Source organism: Acidithiobacillus caldus ATCC 51756, from assembly GCF_000175575.2.
Lineage (GTDB): Bacteria > Pseudomonadota > Gammaproteobacteria > Acidithiobacillales > Acidithiobacillaceae > Acidithiobacillus_A > Acidithiobacillus_A caldus.
The window spans coordinates 1,398,077-1,415,860 of the sequence record NZ_CP005986.1 but is presented as its reverse complement, the minus strand read 5'-3'; the positions used below and the strand labels follow the sequence as shown (position 1 = coordinate 1,415,860).

The window sequence follows — 17,784 nt, the reverse complement described above, 5'->3', positions numbered from 1 at the left end:
TTTCGGCGCCGAAGGTGCTACTCTTTCTCAGAGGTATGTCAGCGACCTTTGTTTAGTAGCCATTGTGTTGTTCATCCATCGTGCAAGGAGAAGTGTAAACATGTTAGACGTAGCCAAATTCAAGCCCGTCGCTCGCGTCGTCTTCATCGCCGGCGTCATCGCTCTGGCCAGCGCCTGTGCCAAGAAGGAAGAGTCCAGCGCTCCGGCGAGCAGTTCCGCCACCACCGAATCCTCCTCCTCCGCCGCTTCTTCGGACAACGGCAGCGCCGCAACCGAGAGCAGCAGTTCCAGCGATATGTCCTCCAGCTCCACCGCGCCCATGGAATCTTCCGCTTCTTCCGACGAGAGTGGCTCGTCCAGCAGCGCCGAGACCAGCAGCAGCGGCAACGGCAGTTCCGACTGATAATCGGTCTTCGATAACGCTAGTCAGAGTCCTCTGAACAGGGAGGGGCATCATGATTCGTGCAGATAACATTCGGGCGTCCTGGCTTCGCATCCTCGCCATGTCGTGCGTGGTTGCACTGGCTGCCGGCTGTGGTCAGGGAAAGCAGAGCGAGTCCAGCGGAGGCCGCAGTGATTCCGGTGCGACCAGTTCGAGTTCCTCCACCGACGCTGGCTCCTCTGCCGCGACCAACTCGCCTGCGGCATTCCAGTCCGAGAGCGGGGGCGGTCACCTGGTAAAGGTGGCAGCGGGCATGAGTAGTGATCAGATGGCCAAGGCCAAATCTCTGGCGGAAGCCAAGGGATGTTTTGCCTGTCATCAGGTGGAAGCCAAGGTGGTTGGTCCTGCCTTTGCGTGGGTGGCCTATAAGTACAAGGGCGACCCAAAGGCACTCTCCACCGTCAGTCACGCCATCGAGCACGGTGTTGCTGGCGTATGGGGTGGCATGCCCATGCCGGCCCAGAATGTTACGCCCGAGCAGGCCAAGGAGCTGGCTAGTTGGGTGCTGGCCCAAAAGCCCATTGCCCCTCCAAAGGCCTCCTGAGTCTCCGACCAGCGACCAACCCCCGCCTTGGCGGGGGTTTTTATTTTACGATATGCGCATTCACGATCGCCTGAAGAAATTCTCCTGGATTGCCAGCACCTATTACGCTGAGGGTTTGCCTTTTTCCCTGGTACAGCAGGTATCCGTCCAATTTTTTACCTTTGCTGGTGCCAGCCTCCAGACCATCGGTCTGCTATCCCTGTTGGGCCTGCCCTGGAATGTCAAATGGTTCTGGAGTCCCTTCATCGATCTTTTCGGCAATAAGAAAAGTTGGCTGGTATCGATGGAGTTACTCTTGGGCGCCGTGGCCATCCTATTGATATGGCCGGCCCAGACGCTGGATCTGGATCTCGCCTTCAAGATTTTTGCGCTCATGGCCTTCCTGTCGGCTACTCACGATATGTCCGTGGACGGTTATTACATTCAGACCTTGCCGGTGGATGCGCAGGCGGCCTACTCCGGTCTGCGCGTTGCTGCCTATCGGGTGGCCATGCTGGTGGGAAACGGCGGGCTGGTGGTCCTGGCCGGCTGGGTATCTTGGACTGCCTGCTTTCTCACCGCGGCGGGGATGCTGTGGCTGCTTGCCGGCTTTCATCGCTGGATGCTTCCGCGGCCCGTTGCCAGGGCACCCGGCGCAAGCCGTCGCACGGCTACGGTACAGGCCTTTCGCTCATACTTTGGGCAGAAACACGTCCTTTGGGCGCTGGCCTTCATCCTGCTTTTTCGTGCCGGCGACGCCTTGATGTTTGCCATGGTCACGCCTTTTCTCAATCATCTGGGTTATGGTCTGGTGGCCCGCGGCCTACTCACGGGTGCCTTGGGTACGGTAACGGGCATCGGCGGGGCGCTGCTGGGCGGATTGATCATCGCCCGCTGGGGATTGCGCCGCGCGCTTTTGCCCCTGGCCACGGTGCAATCGTTCGCCATTCCGGCCTACGCATGGCTCGCGTGGGTGACACCAGACCTGCCTTGGGTGGGCCTTGTGGTGGCCTTTGAACAGGCGGCGGCGGGCCTGGGTACGGCGGTGCTCATGGTGTTTTTGATGCAGCGCTGCCAGAAGCGCTTCGAGGCAACCCACTTTGCCATTGGCTCGGCACTCATGTCCGTTGCGTCCACGGTGGCCGGAAGTTTCAGCGGATTTCTGGCAGCCAAAGTGGGTTTTACCGCGTTTTTTCTCTTGGCATTCATCGCCGCGCTCCCTAGTCTCATACTTGCCTATTTTTTACCCCGCGATCTTTTCCCGGAACACCGTCATAGGGTCTGAGGGAGGCCCAAAGGAGACTGGCGATGCCTGGTTTTGTTTCCATGCGTGTACCCCAGTATGATCCGGCGAAGCTCGGGCCCAGCCCCGTGCTCCGGCACCTGCGCATGCTCCTTTTGTGCGTTATCTGTTTGGGCGTTGCGCGGGCGCAGGCGATGCCATTACTCGCGCCACCAGCCTCGACCGATGGCCGCTGGAGCGTGCTTCTTGAGAAAATCGGCGACTCCCATCCTCTCGTAGCCCATCGGCCAGATGCCTTGCTGGCGCCCGCGTCCGTCCTCAAACTGTTCAGCACCGCCTACATTCTTGACCGCCTTGGCGCCGACGCACGGCAATGTACGCAGTTGCGGGCGCGTGGCCTGGATCAGGGCACGCTCCAAGGTCCACTGGTTTTTGTGGGTGGTGGAGATCCCAACCTTTCGTCTCGCCGGTTTCCGTACACGGGTAACTCGGAGCACGAGGCGGATTCCCTTGTGGTCCTGCGGGAGCTGGCGGAACAACTCTGGCAGGCGGGTGTCCGGCGCGTACCAGACGGCATCGTCGCCGTGGACGGCCCCTTTCCGGCAGAAACAGGCTCGCCACCGGGCTGGACAGAGGATGACCAGCGTTTTTGGTACGGTGCTCCCATCCACGGGCTGTATATCAACGATGCCAGTGTCCTGGTGCGCGTCCGGCCAGCGGCGAAACCCGGTGCTCTGGCGACGGTGCAGATCACGCCGAATCCGCAAGGTTTCATCCGTAACGCCGTGCGCACGGTGGGCAAGAGGCAGCCCACGGAGCCCGTGCGCCTCGTGACCGATACTACGGGTTGGCGGCTGTCCGGAAGCGTGCGTGCGGGGTCACGTACCTTGGTCGCCGGACTTGCACAGCCCGATCCACCGCGGTTTGCCGCCATTACCCTGGCCGAGGTTCTGCGGGAGCGGGGCATAGCCGTCTCCGGGGACATTCGAGTCCGAGGGCTATCGCGCAACCGCGATGCGGGCTTGGAGGAGTCGGGAATTCCCGAACAGGCATCGGTCCTTACCCACGCCAGGCTCCTCCTGGCAGAGCACTGGTCACCGCCGCTGGCCGAGGAAATTCAGGTCATCAACAAGGTCAGTCAGAATACCCACATCGAGACCCTCACGCGGCTGGCCGACATCGCTCAGGGGCGCAGCGGTACCCGAAGTTCGGCAGTGGCAGGCCTAGAGACCTGGGCACGGGAGCGGGGACTGTTGGCTGGGCAGACGCGCTTCGTGGATGCCAGCGGCCTGTCGCGGGACGATCGGCTCAGTGCCAGCGACCTAGTGCGCCTGCTGAACTGGGCCACACAGCAACCCTGGTGGCCAGAGTATGCCGCCTCCTTACCGGAAGCAGGCAGTGACGGTACCCTGCGCCATCGTTTCCGCACTCTGGACGCCGGCATGCTCTTGGCGAAAACGGGAACCCTATCCGATGCCATCTCCCTTGCCGGCATCCTCTACATCAAACCCGAGCAGGCCTATGTATTCGCGATTCTGGTCAATGATTTTTCCCTGTCACGAGCAGCCCTGCGCGGAGTCCTGGATCGTCTGGTGCAAGGATGGGCGCGTGCCCTCGCCCTGGCAGCGCAGGACTACCCGAAAACGGTCCGTTCCGCTGCCGGCCCACACGGCTGAACTCATCTCAGCATACCAGCGCTCCAGCTACGTCTGTCCGAGCCTGAGACTCAACTGGAGGATTGGCGGGTCGTGTCACGGGCGCCATGGCGCGATTCTCGGTGCCTGGAATCCCCACTCCCAGCGCCAGGGCCTCTGGCGGAATCTTCGCGCAGATCGGCAACTCGAAAGGCGGCTGCGGCGGGTAGGCCGCGGTGCGCCCGTGACGGTCTGGGGTGGCTGTGCCTCGTGGTGGGAGCAACACTACTTTGCCGCTGGGCTCGATCCGCGCACGGCCTGCTGGCTTGCCGGGGCAATGCGACAGAATGCCTGGCTCTGGCTCGATGGTCGCCGGGTCTTTCTGGTTTGCTGCGCGGAGTGCTGAGTGAACCGTTTACCTTAATGTCGGCCATCCGCTTCATCTTTGGGAAGTGCTTCTGAATTGTCTCTCAAGACCAGATATTCCTTGACAAAAATATCCTGTTGCACGGAATTTCTTCGGCTCCGGTGACGCCACCAGAGATGAACGCTCCATGCCAGGCCTAGGATGCCAACGGCAATCAAAGCAAAAATCGCGAAAAAGAAAAACGCCAGGAGCAAGAGAAGGGCAAAGAAACTCAAGAGCAGGCGATGCCACCAGTGTGAAGCCCGATATTGAAAATGGTTGATCCGCATCATCCATGCTCCCCGGCAGAAGGACAGTTGTCCGTAACTTCAGTGGTGGACCCTGAGGGTAGCACAAGGTTCCCACGGTAAGCGGCCGGACGTCCGCGGGTCTCTGGGTCTCTGTAGCTCGAATGGGGGAAGACGGTCTAGGGTACCGTGAGCACCCCTTACGCCTTTGCCGTGTTTATCATTTAACATAATAGGTATTATGCGACGTACAAGTACACCCGGTTTCCAGAGCCATCCCCGCGGCTTGCCGTGGGTTTGGTGGGGCTCCTATACCGACCGCTCGTCGTGCGCGCCGCCCGATAGCCTAAAGTGACAATACGTGAACCATTGATCGTTTCCCGCCGGGGTTTTGTGCAAAATCTTCCTGCTCGTCATCAAGGCGAAGTCCTTGCCCAATTCCCTGTGCAGGTCGTCTGCATCGTAGCGGACAACGGGCAGACCGCTGCACCGTTCCGGCCCATCACTGGCGAAAGTGGCGATGATGATATCACCGCCAGCGACGAGGGATCCCTTGAGTTGATCCAGGTAAGCAGCCCTGTCCTTTGCCTCGATGAGGAAATGGAACACGGCTCTGTCGCGCCACAGACGATAGTGTCGTTTGGGCAAGTCGATATCAAGAACATTACCGACTACCCATTTTATTGTGCCGGACTGCGGTCCAAGTCTGGCCCGCGCCGCGTCCAACGCTGTCGCGGAAATATCCAGCACCGTTATATCCCGAAATCCTCGTTGTTGAAGATCGTCAACAAAAGTCGAGGCACCGCCCCCGATATCGATGATCGGGTCAGTACATTTTAGCTGGAGGGTATCCAGTATCGCCAAAGACGGTGTATCGTGAGCACAGAACCAACTCACACTGTTCGTTGATTTTTCAGCGTATATATTCTGCCAATGGCTCTCGGGATCCATGCTATTTGCTGCCTCGTCACGCGGTATTACCCCAAGGATAGGCTTCGGCATCCAGAACCGGCAAGAGAGAGCCCATCACGGGCTCGGCAATGGCCGGCGAAAACGCTTGGGTAGATCATGCAATCCATCCATGACCACATAAAATGCCGGCGTGACATAAAGCGTCAGGAACTGCGAAAAGATGAGACCGCCCACCACGGCAACACCCAGAGGTACGCGACTGCTGCTGCCGGTACCAAAGCCGATGGCTATGGGCAGCACTCCCAGGATGGCGGCAATGGTAGTCATCATGATGGGGCGAAAGCGGACGGAGCAGGCGTCCACGATGGCCTCTTCCGCCGTGAGTCCGTCGCGTCGGCGGGTTATGGCGAAGTCCAGGAGGATGATGCCATTTTTCTTGACGAGCCCAAGGAGCATGATGATGCCGATAAAACTATACAGATCCAGGGGCAAATGCAGCAGATAGAGGAATAGAAGTGCGCCAAAGGCAGCCAGCGGGAGAGCCGTGAGGATGGTCAACGGGTGCAGAAAATGCTCGTAGAGGATGGCCAGAACGACGTAGATGAGGAGTATCGTTGCCAGGAGCAGTATGGGTAATTCCTTGAATGAGGCCTGGAAGAGACGGGCATTGCCGCCAAACTGTCCGCTGATGCCATTGGGCAGCACGCGATGGGCAATGCGTTGTACCGCTGGCACGACGTCGCCGATGCTGTGCCCGGGGGCGAGATTGAAGGACACACTGGCCTCAGGGAGCCCGTTGTGCTGATGCAGTTTTTGGGCGCTGGCGGCCAGGTGCATGCGCACGAGAGCCGACAAGGGTACCAGGCTGCCGCTGTTGCTGGGAACGCTGAGGGTGTCCATGGCCGCGATGCTGTTCTGATAGCGCGGGTCGATCTCCATGAGCACCTCGTATTCGTCGGCGGAGCCGTAGATCGTCCCCACCTTGCGACCGCCAAAGGCCAGATTCAGGGTTTCCTCGATGGCCTGGCTGCTCACGCCATAAGCCGCTGCCTCTTGCCGGCGGATGTGGATGGCCAGCACCGGGTCATGGTCGTGCAGGTCGGTGTTGACGGATTGCAGTAGCGGCGAGGCGCGCAGGGCGTCGGCGAGCCGGTGGGCGGCCCGATTCACGTCACTCCAGCGGGTTCCGGTCACCTCATAGACGTAGGCGCCGTTGGCCGCTGCCGTCCCCGCCTGGGCACCCTTTTGGCCCACAAAGACGATCTCGGCGTTGCGGAAGGGTCGCACGGACCGCTCCAGTTGCTGCGTCACCTGGCTGGCATCCTGACTGTACGCATTTTTGAGGCGGATGAAGAGGTGCCCGTTCGTGGGTCCGGCGAAGGCTCCCGGCCCCTGCCCCGCCGACGATACCACCTGCAAGACCGCCGGGTTGCGGCGCACCGCCGCAGCAATGGCCTCCTGCTCCTTTTTGACCTCGGCAAAGCTCATTCCGGGTGGATAATCGACATTGACGTTGATGAGTCCGTTCTGCTCCGTCGGGAGAAAGCTCTTGGGTACCGCCGCCGTCAACACGAAGCAGCCGACGAGCGTAAGCCCGGCCAGTCCCAGAATCCAGAGCTTGTGGCGCAGCGACCAGGCCAGGCTGCGTACGTAGGCGTCGCGACTGCGGTTGAAGAGGCGCTGAAAGCCGCTGTCCACTCCAGCGCTATCGCGGCGCAGGAAACGCGCTGCCAATGCCGGGGTCACGGACAGCGCCACCAGGCCGCTCACCAGAATCACCACGGCAATGGTCACCCCAAAGGCCGTGAACAGGTGCCCGACGAACCCCCCGAGAAAGAGCAAGGGTAGAGAAATAATGGCCAAGGACAGGGTCATGGAGAGAATGGTAAAGCTGATCTCGCGGCTCCCCTCCAGGGCCGCTTGCCTCCCCTCCTCGCCCCAGTCCAGGTGCCGGTTGATGTTTTCGAGCATGACCACCGCATCATCAACCACGAAACCCACGGCCAGCGTCAGGGCCAAAAGTGTGAGGGTGTTGATGCTGTAGCCCAGTAACCAGAGCACCAGAAAGGTGCCGAGCAAGGAAAAGGGAATGGCCAGCGCACCGATGACCGTTGCCCAAAAGCGGCGCAGAAAGATCCACATGACCCCTGCCACCAGCAGGCTGGACAGGGCCAGGGTAAGCAGCACTTCGTGGACGGCGGCGCGTATGTAATCGGCGTCGTCGAAAAGCACGTGGAGCTTGGCACCCCCTGGGGCAGCCGCTTCGAGCCGGGGCAGCATCTCCCGAACCGCCCTGGAAATGGCCACCGTACTGCTGCCGGGTTCGCGAATGATGGCCATGCCAATGGCTGGGGTGGTGTCAAACCACGTCTGCTGCTCGTTATACTCGGTGCTGTTGTGGGCCCTGGCCACCGCTTGCAGCGGCACGGCGTGCCCGTGCACGTAGGCAATGGTCAAGCGGTTGAACGCGGCTGCTGTGTGCAGTTGGCCGTGCACATCCGTCTCGATATTGTCCCTGCTCCCCTCGATGGTGCCCTGAGGCAAATCCACATTGGCATCGGCAATGGCCGTTTGCAGATCTTGCAGGCTTAGACCGCGGCTGGACAGGGCAAAGGGATTGACGTAAATACGCACTGCGTAGGTCTTCGCACCAAAAAGCTGGACACTCGCCACCCCGGGAATGGTGGCGAGTTCGGTGGCGACCCGCGTTTGGGCATAGCGATCCAGGCGGGACAGGGGCATATCCGGAGCGGTGGCCGCCAAAAACAGAATGGGTGCCGCCGATGGATTGATGTTGCGCACCTTCGGCGGCTGCGGCAGGTCCGAAGGCAAGAGTCCCTGAGCGTCGGCCACCGCGTCCGAGACCTCCTGGGTTGCCGCGGTGGCCGATACCCCAAGGTTGAACTGCAGGGTGATGCGGGTGGAACCGTTCTGACTCACCGCCGTCATGGAGTTGATGCCGGGGATACTGGTGAACTGCCGCTCCAGGGGCGTGGCAACGGAATTGGCCATGGTGCGCGGACTGGCGCCGGGCAGACTGGCACTCACGGCCACCGTGGGAAAGCTCACATTAGGCAAGAGCGCGACGGGCAACTGAAAATAGCCCACGGTACCCAAAATCAGAATGGCAAAGGCCAGCACCGTCGTTGCCACGGGGCGGCGAATGAATGGTGCCGACAGATTCACGGTACCACACCCTCAGCTTTTGGCCGGTCATGCTCGTGGGCCTGTGGCAGGGCTTTGGGTGGCCGCGCCAGCTCCCGCACCAGGCTACCCGGATGCAGGTGCGCTGGTATGTCGTAGATCACCAAAGTTCCCGGCGACAGTCCGGATACGGCCACCAGGTTCCCCTCGGTACCCAGATAGTGCACCGCGGTCATCTGCGCATGGTCCTTGCGCAGGACGTAGACGAAGGGGCCGTTGACCCCTTCCTGCAGGGCGTTTCGCGGTATCAGCGCCACGCGCTTCAGGGTCGCGTATTGAAAACGCAGCTGGACGTAGTCTCCCGGCCAGAGCTGCAAATGGGCGTTGGGCCAAGTAGCGCGGGCCGATATCGTTCCGGAACTGCTGTCGGCGCTGTTATCCACCGCCGTCACGGGTGCTTGCCCGAGGAGGTTCTGGCCATCGTTGCCGTAGAGGCGCACGCGCGCCTTGCCCGACCTTTCCGCCTGCAACAAATCCGGCAGGTAGCGCTGCGGGAGGCTGAACTGGATGTGGATGGGCTGCAATTGGGTGATGGTCGCCAGGGTGCTGCTGTTAGCCGAGACGAGATTACCACTTTTGGTCGTCAACATACCGAGGCGCCCCGTGATGGGCGCACGGATCTGCGTGTAACCGAGCTGCAGACGAGCACTATCGATGGCTGCGCGGTCCTCGGCAACGGAAGCCGCCGCCTGCTCCGCCTGAGACACCGTCTGATCGTAGGTCTGCGTGGTGACATAGCCTTTGGGCAAAAGCGGTCGATACGCGCGCACCTGCCCTTCCTCGTAGGCAAGATCCGCCAGTGCTCCCTTGAGCTTGGCCTTGTCCTCGGCAAGGGCTGCCTGCTCCGGCGCTGGGTCAATGACGAAGAGCAGCTGACCGCGGTGCACCATCTGCCCCGAGTGGACGAGAACGTGCTGCAATATCCCCGAGATCTGGGGAATCAGAGTGACGGTGTGTACCGCCTGCGCGGTCCCCAGGGTAGGCACCGACAGGGATAGATTGCCCATGCGCACCGGCTCGACCTCCACATCCAATGGCTTGGGAGCAGGCGGCGGAGCCGATTTGGCGCAAGCAGCGAGTAAAAGCAACGCCGCAGCCGCCAAGCTGCCGCGACCCCGGGATCGGTAGAGCGGCGTCGAAGACCAAAAGCTCACGGCTGCATCTCCTTTTCCGGGCCCGCCCCAGTATCCAGTGCTTGCGGCAAGGCGATGTAGCCCAAGGCATCGGCAAGATTGGCCAGGTCCGTATACGAGGTGGTCAGATCCTGGATCTCCGTTTGTTCCGCCGTGGTCAGCGTTGCCTGCGCCGTGAGTACGTCGATCATCGTCGCCAGCCCTACCTTGTACTGCGCCTGCACCGCCGCTAGCGAGGCGCGTGCACTGGCCACGGCCAGACGTGCCGCCTGCGCTGCGGTGCGCGCCCCGGCCAGCTGCTGTGCGTCTTGATAGACGGTACTGCGAATGGTGGCGGCCTCATTGTCGAGGCTCGCCTGGGACGAGCGCTCCTGTGCCCGCGCCTCGCTGATGCGATAGCTGTCCTGAAAACCGGTGAACAGCGGAACCTTGAGACTGACCCCAATGGACCAATTCTCCGAGGGCAGCAGTCCGTTCTGGAAACGTTTGCCGCCACTGGCCTGGAAGCTGAGTGTCGGCATGCCTGCCGCCTCGTCGGCCCGCACACTGGCCTGGCTCTCCAGCACGTTGGCGGCGGCTGCGCGGATAGACGGGTTGTTCCGCAAAGCCTGCGCCATGAGGCGATGCAGTCCGGGAGCCAGAGTCGGCGGTTGCGCATGGGTGTGCAGGGGCGGCACCACGATCTTCGCCGTTGGCGCGAGACCGCAAGACACCGCCAGAGCGCCGCGGTCCGATTGCACTTGCGCCTGGGCTGAAAGGAGATTGGCGCGTGCCTGGGCCAGTGCCGATTGTGCCTGCAGCACATCTGCCACCGTCGCCATGCCGGCATGCCTCTTGATCTTGGCGGCATCGAGGCTGGCGCGATCCTCCGCCACGGTCCGCTCATAGGCGCGCACCAGAGCCTCCTCACCGATGAGGGTGTAGTAGGCCTTGGTGACCGTCAGCGCCACACTCTGCAAGGCCGCGTTGTAATCGAAACCGTTGAGATAGATCTGGGCCAAGGCCTGCGCGCGTGCAGCACGGCGCTCGCCGAATTCCAGCAGGATGTAACTGAAGGTGAGATTGGTGCTGTCGTTGTTTTGGACGGGAATCGAAAAACCGGCGGTGGTGTTGGCTTCCGATCGTGCTGCCGTGCTTTGCAGGCTTAGGGTGGGCAGATAAGCGGCGTCAGCGACGCCAAGCCCTGCGGCCGCCGCCTGCAGATTCGCATAGGCTTCTCGCGACTGCGGATTGTGGGCGAGCGCGTACTGGGTGAGGCTCCAGAGATTCTTGAACTTTGGCGCTGTCGCCGTCGCTTTCGGTACCCTCGCTTGGGGCAGGTCGCGCGGCAGACGAGTCCAGGGATGACCAATTCGGTTGGGCACCTCGCCGCGCTCGATGCCCCAGGGATCGTGATACAGTTTCTGGAAAATCGCCCCGTATGCGGCTGCGGGACACGCCAATCCAAGGCAGACCACGAACCCCGCGAGCCCGAGTGGGAGCTTACCGTCATGGGCTACCGCCGACCTGCGGAGGCGTTTGAACTCCATCAACATGTGCATGCGGCTGCTGTCTCGCGAAGCATTCGGCTGGCTTCCGATGTCGTCGAGATCGTAGCGTCTCGACGAGGCTCGCGCAAGGCATCAGTGTATGAAGAGACATTAATACGCTGCGGGCGATCATGATTCAGTCCATCTGGACTTGCTTACATCGAGCTCCGGTTGTGGAGGGTATGGAGATCTCACTTTTAAATGCTGTTGCCGACACCACACTCTTCAGGCGCTTCCATGAGCGACTCACAAGTACTTCTCAAAAAAACCGTCTGATCTGGAAACGCCGTATTTGATAAATATTTTTGATTTACATGGGGTTGCCCATCCATGATTTAGGAGCATCAGCATTTTCTTGCGGTAATCGGTAACCTATGCTAGTTTTATGCTGGTGTAGTAAAAATTGCACTCAGCCGCATGATGGTGTATCGCCAAGCAGGTCTATCAACAGCTTGGATGACCACGACGATGTTGAGCGCCTGCAACCTTTTTGTTGCGCTCACACCAACAATCTGAAGGAGTTTAGCCATGGCTCAATCCAAAGCTCGATTGCATCGTGAGCTCAGCCAACTCGATTTGATAATCATCGGTATCGGTGGTGCCGTAGGCACCGGTGTGCTTTTTGGAACTGCAGGTATGGCTGCAGCGGCAGGGCCAGGTGTAGTTTTGGCCTGGTTGATCGGTGCGCTGATGTATCTCACCGTGGGTCTAACCTATATCGATCTCAATGAGCTCTATCCCGAAGAGGGTGGACCCTCGCGGTATAGCCTCTATACCTTTGGGCCCATCGCCAATATGATCAATGCGATATCTGATCTATTGTGGTATCTCTTCATTCCCCCCATAGAAGCACTGGGTGTGGTCATGGGGTTGAATTTTTTCTATCCACATTTTGTGAATAGCTCTGGTGACCCGACCATGCTCGGTGGTCTATTGGGCGTATTGTTGATGCTTTTGTTCTTTCCCTTCAATTACTACGGAGTGAAGGCCTTTTCCAAAAGCACCAACCTTTTCGGTGGCGTGAAGCTGCTCATTTATTTTCTGGTGGCTTTCGGCTTCATTTCTTTCTGGCATGTGCACAACATGTACTCCTACGGGGGCGCCCTACCCTACGGTCTCGAAGGCGTGTTTGTCGCCATTCCCTTGGGAATGTTTGCCTTCGGGAGCTTGCGTGTGATTCCCGATTACATCGAAGAGGCGAAGTATCCATCGGCTATTCCTGGTGCCATTCTCTGGTCGCTTTTTGGGCAAACCCTACTTTACGTACTCTTTGGGATCGCGCTGCTCTTTGCGCTCAACTGGGGTCATCTGGACATCACAGCCGGGCACTGGGGTGGTCTTTCTTCCATTCCAGGAAATCCTTTTCTACAGATTGCCAAGCACACCGACGCAGCATGGCTCATCGGCTTGGTCATACTTATCGTCATCATCGGCCCCTTCGTGACGGGATATATCTATCAGGGAGCGGGTAGCCGTATTCTCTTTGCCATGGGCAGGTCGAAGATCGTGAGCAGGCGTATGGTCGAATTGAGCCATACCCATGGTATTCCGGCCAAGTCCTTGGTGGTTACGACGGTGATCGGTATCATCATCGCCTTTATTGCCGCACCACTGCCCTCTATCTACAACCTCATCGGCGATGCCGTCGTCGCCGGTTATATCGGTTTTGCCATCAATCCGCCCATCATGATTGCTCTACGCAAGCAAGGCCGGCATGGGAAATTCCGCTCGGAAACCGTCAGTACCGTCGTCGCGGCACTGGCTTTTGCTTCGGCGTCCTTGATCATCTATTGGAGCGGCTGGCCGTCCGTGCCTTACGCTGCCGTGCTGGTTCTGCTGCTATCCGTAGTCTTCGGCTACTTCAGCGGGGTAAAGAAAGGAATGAGCAATTCCATCTGGTACATCGCCTACATTGTGTTCCTGTCTCTGATGACCTATCTGGGGAGTCAGGGAGCACTGAAGGTGTTTAGCATGCCCGTGGCCAGCGGCATCGTGGTACTGCTTTCGCTGCTCATTTTTCTACCGTGGGGCGTTGCCTCACGCATGGAAGTGTCTCAGCAGATCAAGTTTGCTCCGCAGAGCTGATGCCCCGGACGGTTCGTCGGCTCGAATCCGACTGGTGCCAGGTCTCGGTGCCGGTCGGCCTCTTTGAATGCGGGGCTCTGGCGCATTAATGCCCACTCAGGGCCTGCGCGCGTTTCGCTGGCCTCTTCATGCACCCAAACCATCCCAAGGCATCGAGTGTCGGACATTTCTCTGTGTTTGGATGGTTGCTGTGGGGTTTGTGGGGAAACTGCCAGGTCGTTGTGAGGACATCCATGGCGCCTTGGTCTCGCCCATGTCCCCGCGGCACTTCGGCCGTTCAAGGAGGCGGATTCTTGTCCTGCCGAGGCGCCAAAGATATAATGCACCAATACGCCGGCATAGCTCAGTTGGTAGAGCAACTGATTCGTAATCAGTAGGTCGGAGGTTCGACTCCTCTTGCCGGCACCAAGAAAATCAGGCACTTAGGAATATTACCTAAGTGCCTTTTGCTTATCTGGCTCTAGTCTGGCTCTAGTTCTGCCAACGCCTCACGCCAGATGCTGGCTACAATGTTCCCAGCTGGCTCTAGTTTTCGCGCGCCGGCGCTGCGGATGACATCACATGGCAAAACATGACAAAAACTTTTCTAACCCTTGCTGGCTCTAGTTTCTGCACGAATTAGGGAAGCTCTGCACAGCCTGAGTTGATAGAATGAGGCGGTACGCGCAAGGCAGGAGGCGATCATGGCGGGCCAGATGACGTTTGCAGAGACAATGGGGCTGTCGCGCCGACACAAGGAGACCAAGCGGGAGCGTTTCCTGCGGGAGATGGACCAGGTGGTGCCTTGGCAGGCTTTGATTGAGTGCATCGCTCCCTACTACCCCAAAGCTGGACCGCGTGGCGGTCGCAAGCCCATGCCGATAGAGCAAATGCTGCGTATTCACTTCCTGCAGCAATGGTATGCCTACTCGGACCCGGGCATGGAAGAGGCCCTGTATGAAATTCCCTTGCTACGGGCCTTTGCCGGTATCGACTTGGGCCGCGACCTGATCCCCGACGAGTCCACTATCCTGCGCTTTCGTCGCCTGCTCGAGCAGCACGGCTTGGCGCAACAGATATTTGCCCAAGTACAGGAGCTGCTGGAAGCCTCCCACTTGATTCTGCAGGAAGGCAAGATGGTGGATGCCACCTTGATTCACGCCCCCAGCTCGACCAAGAATCGAGACCGCAAACGGGACCCCGAAATGCATCAAACCAAGAAGGGGAACCAATGGTATTTCGGCATGAAGGCCCATGTCGCGACGGACACGCAAGGCCTGGTTCAGGCTGTCGAGTTCACCGCGGCCCATGTTCCGGACCATCGGGTGCTGGAAGAGCTGCTGACCGGAGACGAGAAGACGGTGCTCGCCGATCGTGGCTACGATTACCCGCAGGTCCATGAATTTTTGCGCAAGCAGGGGATTCAGGATGCCGTGGCCCGACGTCGCTATCCCGGCCAGAGGACGGGGCTACAGGCACTCAAGCGTTTCAACCGCCGTGTGGCAAGCATCCGTGCGCGTGGTGAACATGCCTTCCGCGTCCTGAAGTGTCAGTTTGGCTACCACAAGACCCGCTATCGAGGCCTGACCAAAAACGGTGCGCAACTGACCACCTTGTTTGCCCTGGTGAACCTCTATCTGGTTCGTAAGGAGCTCTGTTGGTTACGGGCGTAATCCGTCACCAAGACGGAAAGCGGGCGATTTCCGTGCTCACCATGCGCTCTTTCGCGTCTCTGGGAAGGGAAAATGAGAATTTTCGTCGCCAAATCGATTTTGCGAGACAAACTCGCCCCAAATCGCGACGATTTTACTACCAGTTCAGAGGTTCCTTAGACACGTAATAGGTCTCCATGGGATGGACCAGAGCCGGGTAATAAGGCAACACATCCCCTGGGAGCGCCCGATGGGGTAACATGTCGATGAGTTGACCATGCCGGATTACGTAATACGAGAAGCATTCGCTCCCGAAACCCGATCATCGGTAGCTGGCCTAGATCTTGGGTCTTATGGTTGGTTTTACCTTATTCCCTGCGGCGATTCGGCGCTACTGGTTGGATACGAAGACCTGCAGATTTTGAAGCACGCGTATATCCTGACCAGACGAAGGACTATTAATCAGAGCGTCATGGGTTGAACAATCGTCAGCATCCGGGCGTGAAAACATGCCAGCAGAGCGATCGTCGACATACTAATTTGATACATAACAAAAAGAGCCGCCGATCGCCCATCAAGCAAGGTGTTCAAATGAATTGCTGATTTGGCAAGCATCCTGTTCATTTTTCCACGCTGACCGACAGCCAGGACACCTTACTGAGAAAACGTATTCCGTGAAACGACAGCTCACCTAGAAAATACTGTTGATCAGGTCATCCCCAATACCAAAACCCGCCCCCAGCTCGATGGCGCGGCCAAAGCCGGAATTCAGGAAGTTCGACAGGAAACCACCCCCCTGCCTCGTCTGCATACCAGACTGGCCATATCCCTGCGGTTGCGGTGTCTGCGGATAGCCGGGCTGCCACTGGCTCTGCGCATTCTGCATGGCCTGATGCAGCGCCTGCATCACCGCCATCACCTGCTGCTGCTCCTGCTGGACGTTGAGCGCAAGCTCCTTGAGATCCAAGAGCCACTCCCGAGCATCCTGGTTACCCCCGTCAGCGGCGGCCTTGAGCTTGCCAGCCAGCGTCTGCAAACTCTGCATGACGCCCTGGGCTTCTTGCTGCAACTGCTGGTACTGCTGATCGACTGTCTGAATATCCATGATCGCCTCTTCAAATTTCAGAAAGCCAAAAATAGGAGGAACCCACAGGGATCGATCTGGCACGACGTCTGCACTCGATCCGGCCTAGCTCTCCCCCCGAAGGGGGCATATCGTGCTTACGCCCGGGTTCCCAAAAACTGCGCTACAATCCTACCGCCGAACGGGGCCGACGACCACGCCGGGACTTGCCGTGCTCGGCCAACAGCGCCTCGCCCCTCTCAGCCAGCGCATCGGCGTCGAAACCACCATCCACGGCATCGGCAATGATGGCGATGAAATGCCGGTGATCCAGGTCCGGTGCCAGTTTCTGCACCGCGCGCTCAAAACGCTTCTGGTTTTCCACCTGCGTTTTGCGCACAGCGGGGCTCTGGGCCAAACGCCGCTTCTGTTCGTCGATTTTCGCCAACTGCTCACGCAGCTTTGCTTCCGTCTGCTGGCGTTTGGCTTCCAGGTCCGCCAACCGTTCTTCCGCTGTCCGGCGATGACGCTTCCTTTCCATTTGCATAACCATCCTTTTCTTTGGCAAAAAGGTCAGGATAAACCCACTTTGGCTTTTTGCAAATATGCCTTTCGAAGAAAAACATTATGGGGGACCGTCGCCCTTCCGCGATAGTATTGGGTGCGCTCATCCGGACCGCGACGCTTTACTTTGTGCTCCCACTTCGTCCGGCCCCGTAAAGCGTGATGGAACTTTCGCTCGGTACAACCAGGGGCATCGTCACATCCGGATTCCCCTTGAGACCAAGATCAGCGTTACCAAGGAGAAGACCATACCCTGTGGCGTGCGCTCTCTGAGGCGGCAAAGACAAAAATCCGGAGCGCTGGTAAGCTGGCACACACAATTGAACGCCCGCCTGTAAGGTCGCTTGGAACCCGCAGCGGCAAGATCAGAAGATCGCTAAAAAATGGTAATCGCGGCGTCTATCTCGACCGATGCCGTGGCCTCGAGCGCCAGTGTGGCGTCCGTGTATTTTGACATCCTTCCCTCGGGCACGTTACCTTCGAGCAGTTGACCCTGGTGCCCTCTAGGGGCGTAGACTTGATGCCAGCAGTCCTGTTACCACCGGGTGGGGGGGTGCTGGAGAAATAGGCGATGCGATTTCGGGGAAACAGTTCCTCGGAGGCTGGAAGGATGCGCGGGACGGATAGGCATAGGAAAACTCGGCTAAAATCTGGAGCCAAAGACGCCCGAGGCAACAGACCGGGCATAACCCTTTTCTGAAAGGGATGGGATTACTCCTCGTGGCGCGGCCATGACCCGGGCGCCAACTGTCGGGCAAGGCGTCACGAGAACTGGCGAAAGCCTTCGCGACCACGTATAAGCTATGGGGCGATGGCTCCTGTGGTTCCAGGAATTCTGGTTCTTGCGCCTGGGAAGCGGTGATTGAACCTTCGTCCGGAAAGCGCCGCAAGCATTGCGGAAGACATCGAAGCCCTGCAGCGGATTCCCGGAGGATGTGCCGAAGTGTGGTTGTGCCCGGAGAGCCAGTAGACCCTTGAGTGGCTGAGCGAATGGCTCTCGGGCTGGATCAAGAAAAGCGGAAAAATGGGATTGGCATCACTGGTGCTGAATCAGGAACTTTAGCAACAGCGGCACCCGGAGTATCGTAGGCGCATGCTAACACTGGAACGGGTACAAGGGCACATGGGCATCCCAAAAAATGAGCGGTCTGACCAGATCGCGTACCG

The 17,784-nt window shown here is 59.1% G+C and carries 15 protein-coding genes and 1 tRNA gene; 8 read left to right on the top strand and 8 right to left on the bottom strand.

What is annotated here, in order from left to right:
• The first annotated feature begins 100 nt into the window (after window positions 1-100).
• Genes ACAty_RS16215 through ACAty_RS16410 form a run of 5 tightly spaced genes read left to right on the top strand, consistent with a single transcriptional unit; the run spans window position 101 to window position 4,248 of the window.
• Entirely contained in the window at window positions 101-403 is a 303-nt protein-coding gene (locus tag ACAty_RS16215) for a hypothetical protein (RefSeq protein WP_187288605.1), read from the top strand.
• 52 nt (window positions 404-455) lie between these two features.
• On the top strand, window positions 456-986 hold the full coding sequence (locus ACAty_RS16415) for a c-type cytochrome (RefSeq protein WP_226047616.1): 531 nt from the start codon (window positions 456-458) through the stop codon (window positions 984-986).
• A gap of 52 nt (window positions 987-1,038) precedes the next feature.
• On the top strand, window positions 1,039-2,250 hold the full coding sequence (locus ACAty_RS06870; RefSeq protein ID WP_004872193.1) for an MFS transporter: 1,212 nt from the start codon (window positions 1,039-1,041) through the stop codon (window positions 2,248-2,250).
• A 23-nt stretch (window positions 2,251-2,273) separates the two neighbouring features.
• On the top strand, window positions 2,274-3,884 hold the full coding sequence (gene dacB, locus ACAty_RS06865; protein ID WP_004872191.1) for a D-alanyl-D-alanine carboxypeptidase/D-alanyl-D-alanine endopeptidase: 1,611 nt from the start codon (window positions 2,274-2,276) through the stop codon (window positions 3,882-3,884).
• The gene (locus tag ACAty_RS16410; protein WP_226047615.1) at window positions 3,817-4,248 is read left to right on the top strand and encodes a DUF3293 domain-containing protein; all 432 of its coding nucleotides are present in this window, start codon (window positions 3,817-3,819) and stop codon (window positions 4,246-4,248) included. The genes dacB and ACAty_RS16410 overlap by 68 nt, the downstream gene beginning before the upstream one ends.
• A 14-nt stretch (window positions 4,249-4,262) precedes the next feature.
• On the opposite strand, the gene ACAty_RS06860 is transcribed toward ACAty_RS16410, so the two are convergent.
• The 6 genes from ACAty_RS06860 to ACAty_RS15815 all read right to left on the bottom strand — a co-directional run bounded on the left by ACAty_RS06860 (window position 4,263) and on the right by ACAty_RS15815 (window position 11,804).
• On the bottom strand, window positions 4,263-4,541 hold the full coding sequence (locus ACAty_RS06860; RefSeq protein ID WP_004872186.1) for a hypothetical protein: 279 nt from the start codon (window positions 4,539-4,541) through the stop codon (window positions 4,263-4,265).
• 264 nt (window positions 4,542-4,805) lie between these two features.
• Window positions 4,806-5,447: a class I SAM-dependent methyltransferase gene (locus ACAty_RS15245; protein WP_187288603.1), complete on the bottom strand. Its 642-nt coding sequence runs from the start codon at window positions 5,445-5,447 to the stop codon at window positions 4,806-4,808.
• 75 nt (window positions 5,448-5,522) lie between these two features.
• Window positions 5,523-8,594, bottom strand: a complete 3,072-nt coding sequence (locus tag ACAty_RS06850; RefSeq protein WP_004872184.1) for an efflux RND transporter permease subunit — start codon at window positions 8,592-8,594, stop codon at window positions 5,523-5,525.
• Window positions 8,591-9,766: an efflux RND transporter periplasmic adaptor subunit gene (locus ACAty_RS06845; RefSeq protein ID WP_051620750.1), complete on the bottom strand. Its 1,176-nt coding sequence runs from the start codon at window positions 9,764-9,766 to the stop codon at window positions 8,591-8,593. The genes ACAty_RS06850 and ACAty_RS06845 overlap by 4 nt, the downstream gene beginning before the upstream one ends.
• Window positions 9,763-11,286, bottom strand: a complete 1,524-nt coding sequence (locus ACAty_RS06840) for a TolC family protein (RefSeq protein ID WP_226823034.1) — start codon at window positions 11,284-11,286, stop codon at window positions 9,763-9,765. The genes ACAty_RS06845 and ACAty_RS06840 overlap by 4 nt, the downstream gene beginning before the upstream one ends.
• Window positions 11,287-11,657: 371 nt before the next feature.
• Window positions 11,658-11,804, bottom strand: coding sequence for a hypothetical protein (locus ACAty_RS15815; protein ID WP_153801808.1), 147 nt, complete (start codon window positions 11,802-11,804; stop codon window positions 11,658-11,660).
• On the opposite strand from ACAty_RS15815, the gene ACAty_RS06835 reads away from it, so the two are divergent.
• The 3 genes from ACAty_RS06835 to ACAty_RS06825 all read left to right on the top strand — a co-directional run bounded on the left by ACAty_RS06835 (window position 11,803) and on the right by ACAty_RS06825 (window position 15,011).
• Window positions 11,803-13,359: an APC family permease gene (locus ACAty_RS06835; RefSeq protein WP_038471823.1), complete on the top strand. Its 1,557-nt coding sequence runs from the start codon at window positions 11,803-11,805 to the stop codon at window positions 13,357-13,359. The genes ACAty_RS15815 and ACAty_RS06835 overlap by 2 nt on opposite strands.
• A 332-nt stretch (window positions 13,360-13,691) precedes the next feature.
• Window positions 13,692-13,767: transfer RNA gene (locus tag ACAty_RS06830), tRNA-Thr, on the top strand.
• A gap of 275 nt (window positions 13,768-14,042) precedes the next feature.
• Window positions 14,043-15,011, top strand: coding sequence for an IS5 family transposase (locus ACAty_RS06825; RefSeq protein ID WP_038471821.1), 969 nt, complete (start codon window positions 14,043-14,045; stop codon window positions 15,009-15,011).
• Between the two features lie 670 nt (window positions 15,012-15,681).
• Here ACAty_RS06825 and ACAty_RS06820 read toward each other — a convergent pair.
• The gene (locus ACAty_RS06820) at window positions 15,682-16,095 is read right to left on the bottom strand and encodes a hypothetical protein (RefSeq protein WP_004872175.1); all 414 of its coding nucleotides are present in this window, start codon (window positions 16,093-16,095) and stop codon (window positions 15,682-15,684) included.
• Between the two features lie 142 nt (window positions 16,096-16,237).
• Entirely contained in the window at window positions 16,238-16,600 is a 363-nt protein-coding gene (locus ACAty_RS06815) for a hypothetical protein (RefSeq protein ID WP_014002968.1), read from the bottom strand.
• Between the last annotated feature and the right edge of the window lie 1,184 nt (window positions 16,601-17,784).